The organism is Streptomyces sp. NBC_00358, assembly GCF_036099295.1.
Classification (GTDB): domain Bacteria; phylum Actinomycetota; class Actinomycetes; order Streptomycetales; family Streptomycetaceae; genus Streptomyces.
Map to the genome: position 1 here is coordinate 6137720 of NZ_CP107976.1, position 18363 is coordinate 6156082.

15 protein-coding genes and 2 tRNA genes are annotated in these 18363 nt (G+C 68.9%); 14 read left to right on the forward strand and 3 right to left on the reverse strand.

Annotation, left to right across the window (positions count from 1 at the left end; all coding sequences use genetic code 11):
• Positions 1-41 precede the first annotated feature (41 nt).
• Entirely contained in the window at positions 42-497 is a 456-nt protein-coding gene (locus OHT01_RS26125; protein ID WP_328555554.1) for an HD domain-containing protein, read from the forward strand.
• Between the two features lie 132 nt (positions 498-629).
• On the opposite strand, the gene OHT01_RS26130 is transcribed toward OHT01_RS26125, so the two are convergent.
• Positions 630-1817: an acyltransferase family protein gene (locus OHT01_RS26130; RefSeq protein WP_328555555.1), complete on the reverse strand. Its 1188-nt coding sequence runs from the start codon at positions 1815-1817 to the stop codon at positions 630-632.
• Between the two features lie 647 nt (positions 1818-2464).
• On the opposite strand from OHT01_RS26130, the gene OHT01_RS26135 reads away from it, so the two are divergent.
• Positions 2465-2659, forward strand: coding sequence for a hypothetical protein (locus OHT01_RS26135; RefSeq protein WP_328555556.1), 195 nt, complete (start codon positions 2465-2467; stop codon positions 2657-2659).
• 436 nt (positions 2660-3095) lie between these two features.
• Here the strand turns inward: OHT01_RS26135 and OHT01_RS26140 are convergent.
• Positions 3096-3169 (reverse strand) — tRNA-Gly (locus OHT01_RS26140).
• 151 nt (positions 3170-3320) lie between these two features.
• Between OHT01_RS26140 and OHT01_RS26145 the strand changes: the two genes are divergently transcribed.
• The 5 genes from OHT01_RS26145 to clpX all read left to right on the forward strand — a co-directional run bounded on the left by OHT01_RS26145 (position 3321) and on the right by clpX (position 8286).
• Positions 3321-3397: transfer RNA gene (locus OHT01_RS26145), tRNA-Pro, on the forward strand.
• A 199-nt stretch (positions 3398-3596) separates the two neighbouring features.
• Entirely contained in the window at positions 3597-4976 is a 1380-nt protein-coding gene (tig, locus tag OHT01_RS26150; protein WP_328555557.1) for a trigger factor, read from the forward strand.
• A 460-nt stretch (positions 4977-5436) separates the two neighbouring features.
• Positions 5437-6042 carry an ATP-dependent Clp protease proteolytic subunit gene (locus tag OHT01_RS26155; RefSeq protein WP_328558268.1) on the forward strand — a complete coding sequence of 202 codons (606 nt, stop codon included), beginning with the start codon at positions 5437-5439 and terminating at the stop codon, positions 6040-6042.
• Positions 6043-6158: 116 nt separating this feature from the next.
• Positions 6159-6839 carry an ATP-dependent Clp protease proteolytic subunit gene (locus OHT01_RS26160; protein ID WP_328555558.1) on the forward strand — a complete coding sequence of 227 codons (681 nt, stop codon included), beginning with the start codon at positions 6159-6161 and terminating at the stop codon, positions 6837-6839.
• A gap of 160 nt (positions 6840-6999) precedes the next feature.
• Positions 7000-8286, forward strand: coding sequence for an ATP-dependent Clp protease ATP-binding subunit ClpX (gene clpX, locus OHT01_RS26165; RefSeq protein ID WP_328555559.1), 1287 nt, complete (start codon positions 7000-7002; stop codon positions 8284-8286).
• Between the two features lie 86 nt (positions 8287-8372).
• Here the strand turns inward: clpX and OHT01_RS26170 are convergent, their stop codons facing one another.
• Positions 8373-9338: a hypothetical protein gene (locus OHT01_RS26170; protein WP_328555560.1), complete on the reverse strand. Its 966-nt coding sequence runs from the start codon at positions 9336-9338 to the stop codon at positions 8373-8375.
• Between the two features lie 136 nt (positions 9339-9474).
• On the opposite strand from OHT01_RS26170, the gene OHT01_RS26175 reads away from it, so the two are divergent.
• The 7 genes from OHT01_RS26175 to mreD all read left to right on the forward strand — a co-directional run bounded on the left by OHT01_RS26175 (position 9475) and on the right by mreD (position 18336).
• The gene (locus OHT01_RS26175; RefSeq protein ID WP_328555561.1) at positions 9475-12126 is read left to right on the forward strand and encodes a valine--tRNA ligase; all 2652 of its coding nucleotides are present in this window, start codon (positions 9475-9477) and stop codon (positions 12124-12126) included.
• Positions 12127-12437: 311 nt separating this feature from the next.
• On the forward strand, positions 12438-13976 hold the full coding sequence (folC, locus tag OHT01_RS26180; RefSeq protein WP_328555562.1) for a bifunctional tetrahydrofolate synthase/dihydrofolate synthase: 1539 nt from the start codon (positions 12438-12440) through the stop codon (positions 13974-13976).
• A gap of 5 nt (positions 13977-13981) precedes the next feature.
• Positions 13982-14359 carry a DUF4233 domain-containing protein gene (locus tag OHT01_RS26185; RefSeq protein ID WP_328555563.1) on the forward strand — a complete coding sequence of 126 codons (378 nt, stop codon included), beginning with the start codon at positions 13982-13984 and terminating at the stop codon, positions 14357-14359.
• Positions 14360-14614: 255 nt separating this feature from the next.
• On the forward strand, positions 14615-15028 hold the full coding sequence (ndk, locus tag OHT01_RS26190) for a nucleoside-diphosphate kinase (protein WP_059205347.1): 414 nt from the start codon (positions 14615-14617) through the stop codon (positions 15026-15028).
• A gap of 440 nt (positions 15029-15468) precedes the next feature.
• Positions 15469-16488 carry a rod shape-determining protein gene (locus tag OHT01_RS26195; RefSeq protein WP_328555564.1) on the forward strand — a complete coding sequence of 340 codons (1020 nt, stop codon included), beginning with the start codon at positions 15469-15471 and terminating at the stop codon, positions 16486-16488.
• Positions 16489-16704: 216 nt separating this feature from the next.
• Entirely contained in the window at positions 16705-17643 is a 939-nt protein-coding gene (gene mreC, locus OHT01_RS26200) for a rod shape-determining protein MreC (RefSeq protein ID WP_328555565.1), read from the forward strand.
• Positions 17644-17661: 18 nt separating this feature from the next.
• Positions 17662-18336: a rod shape-determining protein MreD gene (gene mreD, locus OHT01_RS26205; RefSeq protein WP_328555566.1), complete on the forward strand. Its 675-nt coding sequence runs from the start codon at positions 17662-17664 to the stop codon at positions 18334-18336.
• The last annotated feature ends 27 nt before the right edge of the window (positions 18337-18363 follow it).

The following is an 18363-nucleotide window of genomic DNA, read 5'->3' on the forward strand; positions in this document are numbered from 1 at the left end:
AACGCGGCGGCAGCGGCTCGTACCGAGGAGACACTGATCGCGTGACGCAACCTCTCCTGACCCTGGCCGAAGTCGAGGCGCTCGCCCGCACGGCGCACGCCGCCCAGACCGACAAGGCCGGCCGGCCGTACACCGAGCACCTGCAAGCCGTGGCGGACGGCGTCCGCGAACGCGGCGGTGACGACGACCAGATAGCGGCGGCCTGGCTGCACGACGCCGTCGAGGACGACGCCCTCTCCGAGGACTGGCTGAACGAAGCCGCGCTGACCGCCGGTACGAAGGACATCGTGCTGGCACTCACCAAACAGGACGGCGAGTCCCCGGAGTCGTACGCGCGGCGCATCCGCACCACCCGGGGCGCCCTGCTGGTCAAGGCGTCCGACCTGGCGCACAACGCCGACCCGAGCCGACTCGCGGTCCTCGACGAGCACACCCGGGCCCGCCTGACCAAGAAGTACGCGACGATGCGCACCCTGCTGGGACTGCCGCCGAGCTGAACACCGGTGGCAGTCCGCCGCCAGGGGCCCCTACGGTCACGGCCATACGTAAGGGGCGGCCCCGGATATCCGGGCCCGCCCCTTATTTCATCCTGCTTCGTCCTGCTTCTTGCGTCCGCACCGGTCGGCCGGTCAGGCGTTGGCCTTCGCCCGATCCCGGGCGATGTCCGCGGCGTCCCGTTTGAACGCCCACGCCATCTTCGGTTCCATCGCGAAGTGGAAGAGCCGCTGGACGGGCCGCGTGCACAGGACGGTGACGAGCGCGGCGGCGGCGACCGTCACGAAGAGCTCACCGAGCGGCTTGTGCAGCCACCCGTGGTCGAACCAGCCCCAGTAGTCGGACCCCTTGACCACGAAGCCGTGCAGCAGATAGCCGTACAGCGTGCCCGCGCCCAGCGCCGTGAACCAGAACGTGCGCCGCGGCACCCAGGCGAAGAAGCACGCGGTGAGCACCAGGGAGCAGCCGTAGAGCGCGAGCGTCATGACGACACCGGCCCACCAGGGGGCGCCCAACTCCTGCGCGCTGTCGCGGTGGTAGAACCAGGCGGTGTTCATCCGGGGCACCGCCCAGTAGCCCACGGCCAGCGCCGCGGCGAGGACCGGCACCGACAGGATGCGCACCTCGCGGCGGCGCACCAGCTGGAAGTGCTCGGGCTTCATGCACAGGCCGAGGACGAAGAACGGCAGGAACTGCAGCACCCGCTGGAGGTCCAGGTCGTCACCGATGTCGGGTGAGACGGACGCGAGCAGCGCGCAGCACAGGGCCACCGGAAGGGGCCAGCGGACCAGCTTCCACAGGGGGGTCGTCAGCCGCCAGACGAAGAGCGCGACCAGGAACCAGGTCAGGTACCAGGGATCGAGCAGGCTGATGTCCTGGCCGGAGTCGCCTCCGACCCAGCGGTCGAAGAGGGAGTACGCCGTCTCGAACAGGACATACGGGACGGCGACGCCGGTGACCAGTCGCTTCAGGCGGTCGGGGCGCATGTCGAAACTGCGGGAGAAGTAGCCGGAGATGATGATGAAGGCCGGCATGTGGAAGGTGTACACGACCGTGTACAGCGCTTCCAGGACGCGGCTCTGGCCCTTCAGCGGCTCCCACGAGTGCCCCATGGCCACGAGCACGATCGCCAGGTACTTGGCGTTGTCGAAGAAGGCGTCGCGCCGCTGGGCGGGCTTGTCGCCCGGCGCGGCGCCGGCGGTGTCGGCGGTGGCAACCGCGGAGGTCCGGGGCGGGCGAGGGGCCGGTACCCCGTCCGCCGGCTGCTGTGCCGGCGGGAGCGGTGATCTGTGGTGGCCCTGGGCTCGGAGCGAGTTGGTCACAGGCCCTCCCGCCAAGAACTCCGGGAGACGGTCCTGGACCTCGCTGCGCGTACGGGGGGCGTGGCGGCGTGGAACATCTGAGGCACCCTAGCGTCGTCTGTGCGTTCTCGTAAAACGCGCGATCTCATATCTTCTTATCGCCTGCGCCTACCCTCGATTTGGAGATGTGTGCCTGCCGGTCCGCAAGAGTTTCCGTATATCGATTCGCTTACTGGCTACGGTCGTTCTGTCCTACTTCATACTGACTAAGCGGTGCATAACGCCCGCGGGCGACACCTACACTATGTCCGGTTGAATGGGCTTTGGTCACCAGTGTTCCATGCCCGCCGTGTGACCTGTGACAACAATTCGAATTACCTGCGAACGGGATGTGTGGACATGGCAACGGTCGCCATGAATTCACTGTGCGGGCACACCCTCCAATTGCGTTACGGGGCGCCGCGGTTGACGTGTTCCGCGGGGCCGGGGGAGGGGTGTGCCGTGTCGTGCCGGTCGGTCCCCGGTCGGTTCACGGGTCCGGTCCTGCCCGACGATGCGTCACCTGTCGCATACGAGTGGCCGGTTGGTGGCACGATGGTTCTGGCGGGGGTGTGCGGGGCTGCACCTCCGGGCCGGGAGAGCGGACCGACCGTAGGGTGTGATCAGTTGTGGCCATTTCGCTGTCAGTGGTGCTGCTGTTGGCGATCATCCTCGTGGTACTGATCCGAGGAGGATCGATCAAGGCGGGACCTGCCATCGTCGCGGTGCTCTTCGGCTTCTTCCTCGCGTCGACCGGCATGGCGCCGTCCATCAGCCGGTTCCTCGACTCGATAGCGCAGACCATCAACTCGATCAGCTTCTGAACGGGACGCGGCGAGCGCCGCCCACCGCCGGATCGAGGACGTGCGCGGGGGCGCGCTCCGCCCTGCGCCGAACGCCCGCCACCGCCTCGACGCGCCGGTCACGGAGATCTGGGCGCCCGGAGCCTCGGGGTGCCCGCACGGGTATGCCGGGGCCCGGAGCGGCCGAGGGGCGACGCCGGCCGCGTCCGAATCGTCCGCCGGGCCGTCCGCGTCACCAGGACTCGGCCCGCAGGAACAGCGTGATCACCTCCGCGAGGAACCAGACGGAGAACACCAGACACGCAAGCCACAGTCCCCACAGGACCCAGCGGACCTCTCGTCGTGTACGCACGGCCGGATCATCCCCCGTACGGCGGCCCGGGCCCAGAGGTGGAACCCCCGGAAAACGACAAGGGCCAGGCGGAGGAATTAACCTCCGGCCTGGCCCTACGTCATATGGAGCGGGCGACGGGAATCGAACCCGCGTAGCTAGTTTGGAAGACTAGTGCTCTACCATTGAGCTACGCCCGCACAGGACGCGCCGCAGGTCAGTGACCCCGGCACAGAATGCATCGTAGCGGGTCGACCGCCCACATCGCACACCCCGTTCCCGCCCGCGTCGGCGCTCCCGAAATGCGGCCGCCGTGCCGCCTGCGGGCATGTACCCTACGTGTCGCACCGACGGGGTGTGGCGCAGCTTGGTAGCGCGTCCGCTTTGGGAGCGGAAGGCCGTGGGTTCAAATCCCGCCACCCCGACCACCGGCAGGACCCTCAGGGCTCGGCCCGGACAAGATCACCTTTTGGGGCGTGTACCGCCTGCGGTTACTATGCAAGCTGCGTGCCCGTATGTCTGCAGTCGTTACGTCTCTCAAGGGCCGCGAATCCGCCCAGGCTCTGCCCGACCGGCAGCAGCACGCAGCAGAACCCCCCAAGAAGTCAGCCACAAGGAGACCGAACCGTGAAGAGCGCCGTGGAGACCCTGAACCCGACTCGGGTTCGGCTCACTGTCGAGGTGCCCTTCGAGGAGCTCAAGGACAGCCTCGACGCGGCGTACAAGAAGATCAACCAGCAGGTCACGGTGAAGGGGTTCCGGAAGGGCAAGATCCCGGCGCGCATCATCGACCAGCGGTTCGGTCGAGGCGCCGTGCTCGAAGAGGCCGTCAACGACGCGCTCCCGAAGTTCTACACCGAAGCGGTCAACGAGGCTGAGCTGAATGTCCTCGGACAGCCTGAGGTCGACATCACCGAGCTGAAGGACGGCGAGACGCTGAACTTCACCGCCGAGGTCGACATCCGTCCGGCCATCGAGATCCCGGACTACTCCGGCATCGAGGTCGAGGTCGACGCCATCGAGGTCAGCGACGAGGACGTCGAGAAGGCCGTTTCCGACCTGCGCGAGCGCTTCGCCTCGACCTCCCCGGTCGAGCGCGCGGCCCAGGACGACGACGTCGTCACCCTCGACCTCGAGGCCAAGGTCGACGGCGAGATCCTGGAGGACGGTGTCGCCAGCGGTGTCTCGTACACCATCGGCTCGGGCGAACTGCTCGACGGCATCGACGAGGCCGTGAAGGGCCTGGAGGCCGGTGGCGAGGCCACCTTCACCTCCGAGCTCAAGGGCGGCTCCGCCACGGGCAAGGAGGCCGAGGTCACCGTCAAGGTCACCCAGGTCGCCGCTCGTGAACTGCCCGAGCTGGACGACGAGTTCGCGCAGCTCGCCTCCGAGTTCGACACCCTCGACGAGCTCAAGGCGGACAGCCGCAAGCGCCTCGAGAACATGAAGCAGTTCGACCAGGCCACGCAGGCCCAGGAGCGCGTCCTGGAGAAGCTGCTGGAGCTCGTCGAGGTGCCCGTCCCCGAGAAGCTGCTCGAGGACGAGATCAACACCCGTAAGCACAACCTCGAGCACCACCAGCTCGGCCAGATGGGTCTCGACCTCGCGAAGTACCTGGAGATCCAGGGCAAGACCGAGGAAGAGTTCGACGCCGAGACCAAGGAAGCCGCGGTCAAGGGCATCAAGACGCAGTTCGTCCTCGACGAGCTCGTCAACAAGGAGAAGCTGAACGTCAACCAGGAGGAGCTCACCGAGCACCTCATGCGGCGCGCGGCCTCCTCCGGCATGTCCCCCGACCAGTTCGCCCAGGCCGTCGTCGAGGGCGGCCAGGTCCCGATGCTGGTCGGCGAGGTCGCCCGCGGCAAGGCCCTCGCGGTCGTCGTCGAGGCCGCCACGGTCAAGGACACCAACGGCGAGGTCGTCGACCTCGACGACGAGGAGGACGAGACGGCCGCGACCGCCGGCGACTCCGAGGCCGCCGAGGCCGAGGAGACCCCCGAGGCCTGATCGCCTCGCTTGTACGCCTGACGGGCCCCTGGGGATTTCATGTCTCCGGGGGCCCGTCCGCTTTGGGGGCGCGAGGAACCGCGCGAGCAGCCGCCACCCGGCCGCGGTCGCGTTCCTGGGCCCCCGGTACCCCATGGGGCGGCGTTTCGGGGGTGCGCGGCACCGGCCCGCGCCGGTGACGCGGCCGGCTCCGGCGGGCCGGGCACAGAGGCGCCCAGCCCCTTGAGGAGCGGCCCCGGGAGCCCGGTCGGGCCCGCGCGGCACATGCGCTCACAGCGAACAGTTCCCTCTGCGGGATTCCCCGGAGGGACCCGCGCGTTAGGGTCCATGAATACGAGGGCAGGGGAGTCTCCGGACGCCGTCGAGAGGCGGCGCGGAACCCGGGGTCCCAGGCCCTGCAGAAGACGTGAGACGGCCCGGCGCCGTCGCAAGACGAGCAGGTGGATACGTGACGAATCTGATGCCCACAGCTGCCGGCGACCCTATCGGTGGTGGCCTCGGCGACCAGGTCTACAACCGACTGCTCGGCGAGCGGATCATCTTCCTCGGCCAGGCGGTCGACGATGACATCGCCAACAAGATCACGGCGCAGCTGCTGCTCCTTGCCGCCGACCCGGACAAGGACATCTACCTCTACATCAACAGCCCCGGCGGATCGATCACGGCCGGCATGGCGATCTACGACACCATGCAGTTCATCAAGAACGACGTGGTGACGATCGCCATGGGCATGGCGGCCTCGATGGGTCAGTTCCTGCTCAGCGCGGGCACCCCCGGCAAGCGCTTCGCCCTGCCGAACGCCGAGATCCTGATCCACCAGCCCTCCGCGGGTCTCGCGGGCTCCGCGTCGGACATCAAGATCCACGCCGAGCGGCTGCTGCACACCAAGAAGCGGATGGCCGAGCTGACCTCGTTCCACACCGGTCAGACGGTCGAGCAGATCACTCGTGACTCGGACCGCGACCGTTGGTTCGACCCGATCGAGGCCAAGGAGTACGGCCTCATCGACGACATCGTGCCCACCGCTGCCGGTATGCCGGGCGGTGGCGGCACCGGGGCGTCGTAAGCCCCTCCAGCGCCCCCGAGGGCGACGCGGGGCCCCTTCCCGCCCCCGGGTGGCACCGGGCCCCCAGCGTGCTCTCAGCCGACCGCTCAGCCCTTTCAGGTTTTTCAGGAGACACAGTGAACGACTTCCCCGGCAGCGGCCTCTTCGCCCGCACGCAGGCCGAGTACACCGGTCCTCGCGCGGAGTCCCGCTACGTCATCCCGCGCTTCGTCGAGCGCACCTCGCAGGGCGTGCGTGAGTACGACCCGTACGCGAAGCTGTTCGAGGAGCGCGTGATCTTCCTCGGCGTGCAGATCGACGACGCCTCCGCCAACGACGTCATGGCGCAGCTGCTGTGCCTGGAGTCGATGGACCCAGACCGTGACATCTCGGTCTACATCAACAGCCCCGGTGGCTCGTTCACGGCCCTCACGGCCATTTACGACACGATGCAGTTCGTGAAGCCGGACGTTCAGACGGTCTGCATGGGTCAGGCCGCCTCGGCCGCCGCGATCCTGCTGGCCGCCGGCACACCGGGGAAGCGCATGGCACTTCCGAACGCCCGTGTGCTGATCCACCAGCCGTACAGCGAGACCGGCCGCGGGCAGGTCTCGGACCTCGAGATCGCGGCGAACGAAATCCTCCGGATGCGCGCGCAGCTGGAAGACATGCTGGCCAAGCACTCGACCACGCCGATCGAGAAGATCCGCGAGGACATCGAGCGCGACAAGATCCTCACGGCCGAGGACGCCCTCGCGTACGGCCTGATCGACCAGATCATTTCCACTCGGAAAATGAACAACTCCTCGGTCGTGTGACGTATCGCTGTATCGTCTGCCGCTCCTTGGCTCGGTCCACGACAAAGTGAACCGCGCCAAGGGGGGCCCGGACGAGGGGCTCGGCAAGGTACCGTCGGACATAAGGCAGCACCAGGAGCCGCTGGACCTAGGCGTCTCCCAGGCGAAGGGGAAGCACACCGTGGCACGCATCGGTGACGGCGGCGATCTGCTCAAGTGCTCGTTCTGTGGCAAGAGCCAGAAGCAGGTCAAGAAGCTCATCGCAGGCCCCGGTGTGTACATCTGCGACGAGTGCATCGATCTCTGCAACGAGATCATCGAGGAAGAACTCGCGGAGACGAGCGAGGTGCGCTGGGAGGAACTCCCCAAGCCCCGCGAGATCTACGAGTTCCTCGAGGGGTACGTGGTCGGGCAGGAGTCGGCCAAGAAGGCCCTCTCGGTCGCGGTGTACAACCACTACAAGCGCGTCCAGGCCGGTGAGAACAGCACGGGCCAGAACCGCGAGGACGCCATCGAGTTGGCGAAGTCCAACATCCTCCTGCTGGGCCCCACGGGCTCCGGCAAGACGCTCCTCGCCCAGACCCTCGCGCGCATGCTGAACGTTCCGTTCGCCATCGCCGACGCGACGGCGCTGACGGAGGCGGGGTACGTCGGCGAGGACGTCGAGAACATCCTGCTGAAGCTGATCCAGGCCGCCGACTACGACGTCAAGAAGGCCGAGACCGGGATCATCTACATCGACGAGATCGACAAGGTCGCCCGTAAGAGCGAGAACCCGTCGATCACGCGCGATGTGTCCGGCGAGGGTGTGCAGCAGGCGCTCCTGAAGATCCTCGAGGGCACGACGGCCTCGGTGCCGCCCCAGGGCGGACGCAAGCACCCGCACCAGGAGTTCATCCAGATCGACACGACGAACGTCCTGTTCATCGTGGGCGGCGCCTTCTCCGGTCTGGAGAAGCTCATCGAGTCCCGGGCCGGCGCGAAGGGCATCGGCTTCGGCGCGACGATCCGCTCGAAGCGGGAGCTGGAGTCCAAGGACCAGTTCGCGGCCGTCATGCCGGAGGACCTGGTCAAGTTCGGCATGATCCCCGAGTTCATCGGCCGTCTCCCGGTCATCACCTCGGTCCACAACCTGGACCGCGAGGCGCTCCTCCAGATCCTGGTCGAGCCGCGCAACGCCCTGGTGAAGCAGTACCAGCGCCTCTTCGAACTCGACGGCGTGGAGCTGGACTTCGAGCGCGAGGCCCTGGAGGCCATCGCCGACCAGGCCATCCTCCGCCAGACCGGCGCCCGTGGCCTGCGCGCCATCATGGAGGAAGTCCTCCAGGCCGTGATGTACGAGGTCCCGTCCCGCAAGGACGTCGCCCGCGTGGTCATCACCGCCGACGTGGTCCTGCGCAACGTCAACCCGACCCTGATCCCGCGCGACGCCCGGGGCCGGGGGCCGGGGGAGCAGAAGACGGCGTAGCGACACCCACAGGACGAAGGGGCGCCCGGCGAGCAATCGCCGGGCGCCCCTTGTCTTCCGTGTTCACCGCAGACGGTCGGCTCAGGTCAGGAGACCGGGACCCGGACGTCCTTGCGGAGCTTCGCGGCGATCTCGGCAGCCGCCTCGGGGGTGCTGCCCTTGCCGGCCATCATGCCGGCGAGGTCGATCGGCATCACGAATCCGAGCGTGCTGTGGTCGCCCCAGATGCAGACCGGCATCGTGAGCGACTTGGGGCCCGCGCCGCTCTTGATCTTGACTTCCTGGCACTTGAGGACGGCACCGTCGAGCGCGCTCGGCGTGTACGCCTTCGGGCTGCCGATGAGCTCGCCGTCCTTGGTGCCTTCCTTCTCCTGGTTCGTCTTCATGTCGGCGAACATGTTGTCGACGGCCGTCGCCGGGTCGCCGATGGTTCCCCAGACGCCGCCGAAGGAGATCTGCTTCGCCGTCAGCGGGTTGCTCGCGTCGCCCGACTGGTACGTCGCGTTGACGTCCTTGGGGTTCTTCACGCCCCAGCCCTCGGCGTCCTGCAGGTCCTTCTTGGTCATGCCGCCACCGGTGTCGCCCGCCTGGGTGGACTTCTTGTACTCGCCGCCGAGAACCGTCGCCGGCGTAGTCAGCTTGTGGGGGCCGTCGTCGGCGACGGTGCTTGTGGTGCTGGCGCCGAACAGGAGGTACGCCCCCACCGCGATGGCCGCCACCACGGCGACGGCGCCGACTATCAGGGCCGTCCGCTTCTTGCCGCCGGACGGTTCGGGCGGCATCGGGACGGTGCCGTAAGGGGGTTGCTGGCCGTACGGCGGCTGGCCGTAGGCGGGCGGCTGGCCGTACGGGGGAGTCTGCGGCGGGACACCCTGGGGAGCCTGCTGGGGGTAGCCGTAGCCGGGCTGCGCGGGGGGAGCCTGGGGCGGGTAACCGTAACCGGGCTGCGGGGCCGGCGGCTGCTGCCCGTAAGGGCCCGGCTGGCCCGGCTGACCGTACGGTCCGGGCTGCTCGGGCTGCCCGCCGTACGGGCCCGGCTGGTTGTAGCTCATTTCTGGGTTCCCCTCCAGATACTTATGTGTTCCGAACATCCTGGCGCACAGGTCACGCCCCCAAGCCGCCGGGGGCCGCACCGTTACGAAGTAATCGCGTTTCGGGACAGGGGCGTGACGCCTCTAAACTGACCCCGTGACCGAAAACGCTCAGCAGCAGCCACCAGAGCCCAACCCCGAACTGCCGACCCAGTACGCGCCGGCCGATGTAGAGGGGCCGCTGTACGAGCGCTGGGTAGAACGCGGTTACTTCGAGGCGGACGCGAAGAGCGAGAAGCCTCCGTTCACGGTCGTCATCCCGCCCCCGAACGTCACGGGCAGCCTGCACCTCGGGCACGCCTTCGAGCACACCCTCATCGACGCCCTCACCCGCCGCAAGCGCATGCAGGGCTTCGAGACGCTCTGGCAGCCGGGCATGGACCACGCCGGCATCGCCACCCAGAACGTCGTCGAGCGGGAGCTGGGCAAGGAGGGCAAGTCGCGGCACGACCTCGGCCGTGAGGCGTTCGTCGAGCGCGTCTGGCAGTGGAAGGACGAGTCCGGCGGGCAGATCTCCGGCCAGATGCGCCGCCTCGGCGACGGCGTCGCCTGGTCGCGTGAGCGCTTCACCATGGACGAGGGCCTGTCCCAGTCCGTCCAGACCATCTTCAAGAAGCTCTACGGCGACGAGCTGATCTACCGCGCCGAGCGCATCATCAACTGGTGCCCGCGCTGCCTCACCGCGATCTCCGACATCGAGGTCGAGTACCAGGACGACGACGGCGAACTGGTCTCCATGAAGTACGGGGAGGGGGACGAGTCCATCGTCGTCGCCACCACCCGTGCCGAGACGATGCTCGGCGACACCGCCGTCGCCGTCCACCCGGAGGACGAGCGCTACAAGCACCTCGTCGGCAAGCTCATCAGGCTGCCGCTGACCGACCGTTCCATCCCGGTCGTCGCGGACGAGCACGTCGACCCCGAGTTCGGCACCGGCGCCGTCAAGGTGACGCCCGCCCATGACCCGAACGACTTCGAGATCGGGCAGCGCCACAACCTGCCCAACATCGCCGTCATGGACGAGCACGCGGTCATCACGGTCCCGGGCCCCTTCCAGGGCCTGGACCGTCTGGAGGCCCGTTCCGCCATCGTCGGCGCCCTGCGCGCCGAGGGCCGGATCGTCGCCGAGAAGCGGCCCTACAGCCACTCCGTCGGCCACTGCTCGCGCTGCAAGACCACCATCGAGCCGCGCCTGTCGATGCAGTGGTGGGTCAAGGTCGGTCCGCTGGCGAAGGCCGCGGGCGACGCCGTCCGCGACGGCCGCGTCAAGATCCACCCGCAGGAGATGGAGAAGCGGTACTTCGACTGGGTCGACAACCTCCACGACTGGTGCATCTCGCGGCAGTTGTGGTGGGGTCACCGCATCCCGGTCTGGTACGGCCCGAACGGCGAGATCGTCTGTGTCGGTCCCGACGACGAGGCCCCGACGGGCGAGGGCTGGCACCAGGACACCGACGTCCTCGACACCTGGTTCTCCTCCGGCCTGTGGCCGTTCTCCACGCTCGGCTGGCCCGAACAGACCGAGAGCCTCGCGAAGTTCTACCCGAACTCCGTCCTGGTCACCGGCTACGACATCCTCTTCTTCTGGGTCGCCCGGATGATGATGTTCGGCCTGTACGCGATGGACGGCACCCCGCCGTTCCACACCGTCGCCCTGCACGGCATGGTCCGCGACCAGTTCGGCAAGAAGATGTCCAAGTCCTTCGGGAACGCGGTCGATCCGCTGGACTGGATGGACAAGTACGGCAGTGACGCCCTGCGGTTCACGCTCGCGCGCGGTGCCAACCCCGGTGTCGACGTGCCGATCGGCGAGGACTGGGTCCAGGGTTCGCGCAACTTCGCCAACAAGATCTGGAACGCCACCCGTTTCGCGCTGATGAACGGCGCGACGGTCGACGGCGACCTCCCGCCCGTCGAGGAGCTGTCGGCCACCGACCGCTGGATCCTGTCCCGGCTGAACGCCACGGTCGCCGAAGTCGACGCCCTGTACGACGACTTCCAGTTCGCCAAGCTGTCGGACGCGCTGTTCCACTTCGCGTGGGACGAGGTCTTCGACTGGTACGTCGAGCTGTCCAAGACGACGTTCATGGCGGGCGGCGAACCCGCGAAGGTCTCCGGCCGGGTCCTCGGCGAGGTCCTGGACGTGACGCTGCGACTGCTGCACCCGATCGTCCCGTTCGTGACGGAGACCCTCTGGACCACCCTCACGGGCGGCGAGTCGGTCGTCATCGCGGACTGGCCGAAGGCCGTCTCCGTCCCCGGCGCCGACGCGGCGGGCGGCTTCCGTGACACCGGCGCCGAGCAGGAGATCGAGAAGCTCCAGCAGGTCATCACGGAGGTCCGCCGCTTCCGTGCCGACCAGGGCCTCCAGCCGGGCCAGCGGGTCCCGGCCCGGCTGACCCTCGACGGGACCGCGCTGGCCCCCCACGAGGCGGCCATCCGCCAGCTCCTGCGTCTCCAGCCGGAGGGCGAGAGCTTCTCGGCCACGGCGACGCTGCCGGTCGCCGGCGCCACGGTCGCGCTCGACCTGTCGGGCACGATCGACATCGCCGCGGAGCGCAAGCGTCTGGCCAAGGACCTCGCCGCCGCCGAGAAGGAGAAGGCCCAGGCGAACGGCAAGCTCGGCAACGAGGCGTTCCTCGCCAAGGCTCCGGACAACGTCGTGGACAAGATCCGCGGCCGGCTCGCCAAGGCGGACGAGGACATCGCCCGCATCCAGGAGCAACTGGAGCGGCTGCCGGAGGCGTAGCTCCCGCCCCAGCGAAAGCGAAGGCCCCCGGACCCCACGGTCCGGGGGCCTTCGGCGGTACACGGCCGGCTTCCCGTCCCGTCACGGGGGCGCTGCCCCCGGCCCCCGCTCCTCGATCGCCGGAGGGGCTGAATCCCTCCGTCCGGCGCTGGAGAGTTCCAGCCCGTCCGGCGCCTGAGGACGAGGCCGTCAGGCCGGAGCGGGCGTTGGGGGGCGGAGCCCCGGGTACGGGACGGGTAGGGGCGGAGGGGGCGAAACCCCCACACGGCCCCACACGCCCGCACACCCCGCCGTCTCCGTAGACTGGCCCCGTGAGTGACCTCCCCCCGCACGACAGCAGCGCGTCCGACGACTCGGAACACCCCGACCCGCACGGCCTCTTCGACGAGATCGTGGCGAACGAGACCGAACGCGACCCCGACCTCGCGGTGATCGAGGCCGGCAGCCGCACCCTGCGGACCCAGGGCACCGGCGGCCCGGAGGCCGACGTCCCCGGGCGCCCCTCCGACCCCGAGGTCGACAAGGCGCTGCGCGAGGTGGAGGCCGAGCTCGCCACCCGCTGGGGCGAGACCAAGCTGGAGCCCTCCGTCACCCGGATCGCGGCGCTGATGGACGTCCTGGGGGAGCCGCAGCGCGCGTACCCCTCGATCCACATCACGGGCACGAACGGCAAGACCTCCACCGCCCGCATGATCGAGGCGCTCCTCGGCGCCTTCGACCTGCGGACCGGGCGCTACACCAGCCCCCACGTGCAGTCGATCACCGAGCGGATCAGCCTGGACGGGGCGCCGGTCTCCGCCGAGCGGTTCATCGAGACGTACAACGACATCAAGCCCTACGTCGAGATGATCGACGGGCAGCAGGAGTACCGGCTGTCCTTCTTCGAGGTGCTCACCGCGATGGCGTACGCCGCCTTCGCCGACGCGCCCGTGGACGTGGCCGTCGTCGAGGTCGGGATGGGCGGTAGCTGGGACGCCACCAACGTGATCGACGGGGACGTCGCCGTGGTGACCCCCATCGACCTCGACCACACCGACCGGCTCGGCGGGACGCCGGGCGAGATCGCCGTCGAGAAGGCGGGCATCGTCAAGCAGGACGCCACCGTCATCCTCGCCCAGCAGCCGGTCGACGCGGCCCAGGTGCTGCTGAAGAAGGCCGTCGAGGTCGACGCGACGGTGGCCCGCGAGGGACTCGAATTCGGTGTCGTGGGGCGCCAGATCGCCGTCGGCGGGCAACTGCTCACGCTGCGCGGCCTCGGCGGCGAGTACGAAGAGGTCTTCCTGCCGCTGCACGGCGCCTACCAGGCGCACAACGCCGCCGTGGCGCTCGCCGCGGTCGAGGCGTTCTTCGGGGTCGGCTCGGCACACACCCAGCGGCTCGACATCGACACCGTGCGCAAGGCGTTCGCCGCGGTCACCTCGCCGGGCCGCCTGGAGATCGTGCGGCGCTCGCCCACGGTCGTGCTCGACGCCGCGCACAACCCGGCGGGCGCCCGTGCCACCGCCGAGGCGGTCAGCGAGGTGTTCGACTTCAGTCGGCTCATCGGGGTGGTCGGCGCGAGCGGCGACAAGAACGTACGGGGGCTGCTCGAGGCCTTCGAGCCGATCTTCGCCGAGGTCGTCGTCACCCAGAACTCCAGCCATCGCGCGATGGACACGGACGAACTGGCCGGGATCGCCGTCGAGGTCTTCGGCGAGGACCGGGTCCAGGTCGAGCCGCGGCTCGACGACGCGCTGGAGGCCGCGATCACGCTCGCCGAGGAAGAGGGCGAGTACGCGGGCGGGGGCGTGCTGGTCACCGGATCCGTCATCACGGTCGGCGAGGTCCGGCTGCTTCTGGGGAGGGGCTGACTCTCGTGCGTACGCTCTGTGCTTCCACGCTGATCGGCGAGTTCTTCGTCATCGGCTTCGCCGGACTCGTCGCCATGAAGGAACCCGATCTGTCCACGGCCACGGTCTGGACGGTCTGCGGGGTCCTGATGGCGCTGAGCGTGCTGCTGTGCGGCATGATCACGCGGCCCGGCGGGGTCCAGCTCGGCTGGGCGCTGCAGATCCTGCTGATCGCCGGCGGTTTCGTCGTTCCGTCGATGTTCGTCCTGGGCGTGGCGTTCGCCGCCCTGTGGTGGGCCTCGGTCCACTACGGCCGGAAGATCGACGAGGCCAAGGCCAGGTTCGCCACCCAGGCGCAACAGCAGTCCCCGACCGTCCCCGAGCCGGGCGGCAACCCGGCCTAGCCCCGCCGTCGCCCCGAGCCGGGCGGCAACCCGGCCTGGACCGGACCCGGCGCGGACGTCCGGGGCAGTGCCGCGCCGTGCCATGCCGTGCGAGGCCTGGCACGGCTCCCGGCAGTCCGGGCCGGGGCCCGTGTCCATGCCCCGTGTCGGCGGACGGAGGCGCGTGCCGCTATCACCTGACACTGTGTGACGGCCACCCGGACACGCCCTGTAACCTCGGTCATCCGCACAAGTGTGACCCGAAGGAGCCATCCCGTGAGCCAGCGCACCCTCGTCCTTCTCAAGCCCGACGCCGTCCGTCGCGGCCTGACCGGCGAGATCATCAGCCGTATCGAGCGCAAGGCCGGCTGGCAGATCACCGCGCTGGAACTGCGGACCCTGGACCAGGACACGCTGGAGCAGCACTACGGCGAGCACAAGGGCAAGCCCTTCTACGAGCCGCTGGTGGAGTTCATGGCCTCCGGCCCGGTCGTGGCGCTGATCGTCGAGGGCGAGCGGGTCATCGAGGGCGTGCGCGCCCTGGCCGGCCCGACCGACCCGATCGCCGCCGCCCCCGGTTCCATCCGCGGTGACTTCGGCGTCATCGTCCGCGAGAACCTGATCCACGCCTCCGACTCCGAGGAGTCCGCCGAGCGTGAGGTGAAGATCTTCTTCCCCGGCCGCGCCTGACCGTACGGACGGCGCCCCCGCGTGCGCGCCCCCGCGCACACGGACGGTCACCGGTCCGCGTACGGACGGTCGCGCCCGAGGTCGCGCGCGGTCCCGGTGCGGCCGACCGGGCGATCCGGGAGAGTCGTCGGGCAGCGCATTTCAAAGAAATTTTCTGAGACGGCGTCAGAGCCGCTCCGACAGTCTGACCTGGGACGGCCGTGAAAAATCCGGCCGTCCCGTGGCATATGCGTGCTGATCGGGGGAACGCGTGACCCCGATGGCCCGTCTCCACAAGCGAGTCGGCTCGTCATCTGCTGACAATGGCGAAGACCCTCGCGCAGTGTTCGTGCAGGCGCGTCTACGATGGAAGCGTTCACGTCGCTGCACCAACCTCGCCGTCCTAAAAAGCCGTCAAAGCTCCACTTGGGAAGGCCAGACGAATCCTGATGGGGAACTCAATGTCGTTCATCGGCCGTGACATGGCTGTCGACCTCGGGACCGCCAACACGCTGGTGTACGTCAGGGGTCGCGGGATCGTACTCAACGAGCCGTCCGTCGTCGCGATCAACACCAACACCGGCGGGATCCTCGCGGTGGGCGCGGAAGCCAAGAAGATGATCGGGCGGACGCCGGGCAACATCGTCGCCGTGCGCCCCATGAAGGACGGCGTCATCGCCGACTTCGAGATCACCGAGCGCATGCTCCGCTACTTCATCCTGAAGATCCACAAGCGGCGCTACCTCGCCCGCCCCCGTGTCGTCGTCTGCGTGCCCTCCGGTATCACGGGTGTCGAGCGCCGTGCCGTCATCGAGGCGTCGTCCCAGGCCGGCGCCCGCCAGGTGCACATCATCGAGGAGCCGATGGCCGCGGCCATCGGAGCCGGCCTGCCGGTCCACGAGGCCACGGGCAACATGGTGGTGGACATCGGCGGCGGCACCACGGAGGTCGCGGTCATCTCGCTCGGCGGCATCGTCACCGCCCAGTCCATCCGCGTCGCGGGCGACGAACTGGACAACGCGATCATCCAGTACATCAAGAAGGAGTACAGCCTCCTCCTCGGTGAGCGGACGGCCGAGCAGATCAAGCTCACGATCGGTTCCGCGTACCAGCTCGACACCGAGGAACACACCGAGATCCGCGGCCGGGACCTGGTCTCCGGACTGCCCAAGACGGTCGTCATCTCGGCGTCGGAGGTCCGCAAGGCGATCGAGGAGCCGGTCAACGCGATCGTCGACGCCGTGAAGACGACGCTCGACAAGTGCCCGCCCGAGCTCTCCGGTGACGTGATGGACCGCGGAATCGTCCTGACCGGTGGCGGAGCCCTGCTGCGCGGCCTGGACGAGCGACTGCGCCGTGAGACCGGCATGCCGATCCACATCGCGGAGGACCCGCTGGACAGCGTGGCGCTCGGCTCCGGCAAGTGCGTCGAGGAGTTCGAGGCGCTCCAGCAGGTTCTGGACGCCCAGCCCCGCAGATGAAGTAACACTTCGATTCCGCCGTACGAGATCACCCCTCCTCGTGCGGCGGATCGTTGGTATGGAGGCATAAACTCCTGCGACATAGAGCCACAACCTCCCCCATAACAGTCAGCCCGCCACACCCCCCACCCCAGCCTCATCGCACCGTGGGCATCCGTTCGGCCCAGGGTGCGCCCCTGTTGACCCAATACGACGAGGAAGGCACGGCCGCCGCACGTGAGGGACACACGAGAGAGCCGGCTGCTCCTGGTGCTGCTGATCGCCATCGCGTTCGCACTGATCACGGTGGACATCCGCGGCGGGCAGGACTCACCGGTCGACGGTGCCCGCCAGGCCGCCGCGACGGTCTTCGGCCCGATCGAGAACGGGGTGTCGTCCGCGGTCGACCCCGTCGGCAACGCGATCTCCGCGGTCCGCGACTCGGGCGGACGGCATGACCGGATCGCCCAACTGGAGCACGACAACGCGGCGTTGAAGGCGAGGCTCGGCAGCGGCGACCGCAACCGCAGCCGGCTCAAGCAGCTCGACAAGATGATCAAGGTGGCGGGTGAGGGCCAGTACGGCATCAAGGGCGCCGAAGTGATCGCCATAGGAGCGGCCCAGGGCTTCTCCTGGACCGTCACCATCGACGTGGGCGCCCGGGACGGCATCCAGCGCGACATGACCGTCCTGAACGGCGCCGGGCTGGTCGGCCGGGTCACCACCGTCGGCCCGGACACCGCGACCGTGCTGCTCGCCAACGACCCCGACTTCACCGTCGGCACCCGCATGGAGTCGACCGACGAACTCGGCTTCGCCTCGGGGCAGGGCGACCGCCCGCTGCGCGTCGAACTCCTCAACGCCAAGGCGAAGATCAAGAAGGGCGACCGGCTGGTCACCTTCGGCTCGCAGGCCGACAAGCCGTTCGTGCCCGGCGTGCCCGTCGGTGTCGTCTCCCGGGTCGACCCGTCCGGCGGCGACCTGACCCGCACGGTCTACGTCACGCCGTTCGTCTCGTTCACCAGACTCGACATCGTCGGTGTCGTCGTCTCGGCTCCCAAGCACGACCCACGTGACACCGTGCTGCCGCCGAAACCCAGACCGACGCCCACGCCGACCGTGACCGTGACGGTCACCCCCTCGGCCAGCGCCCCCGTTCTCGGCCAGCAGCAGTAGCAGGAGGAGCCGAATCCCATGCGTTTCAACCGGATGCTGCTCTCCGTCACCCTGGTGGTCGTCGCCCTGGTGATCCAGGTGAGCGTTCTTGCCCGACTCCATCTCCCGGGCGCCGTCCCGGACCTGGTGCTGCTGACCGTGCTCGCCCTCGCCATGGTCTACGGCCATGTCGGCGGCGCGCTCATCGGCTTCGGCGCCGGTCTGCTCTCCGACCTCGCCCCGCCCGCCGACCACGCCGCCGGGCGCTACGCCCTCGTGCTCTGCGTCATCGGCTATCTCGCGGGCCTGGCCAAACCGGAGAACGGCCGGCTCAAGTCGGCCACCGGACCCATGGCCGTCGTCGTCGCCGCCGCGATCGGCTCCACCCTGCTGTACGCGAGCGTCGGCGCCCTCGTCGGCGACACCGCCGCCCGGCAGGTCGGGCTCTCCAGCCTGCTCTTCACCGCCGCCCTCTACGACCTGCTGCTCGCGCCCTTCGTCGTCCCGGTGCTGATGGCGCTGGCCCGGCGTGCCGAGAACGATCCGCTCGCCGACGGCGGTTCGGCGTCCAAGACGGCCGACGTCGCCTCGGGCTGGCTGTCCTCCGGCGGCACCGGACTGCGCATCGGCAGCCAGCGCGGCGGACTGCGGGTGAAGGCGGCCAAGGCACGCGTCGCCCGCGCCGGACGCATCAAGGGGGTCAAGCGGCTGTGACGACAACGACGAGCACCGTCCGGCGGA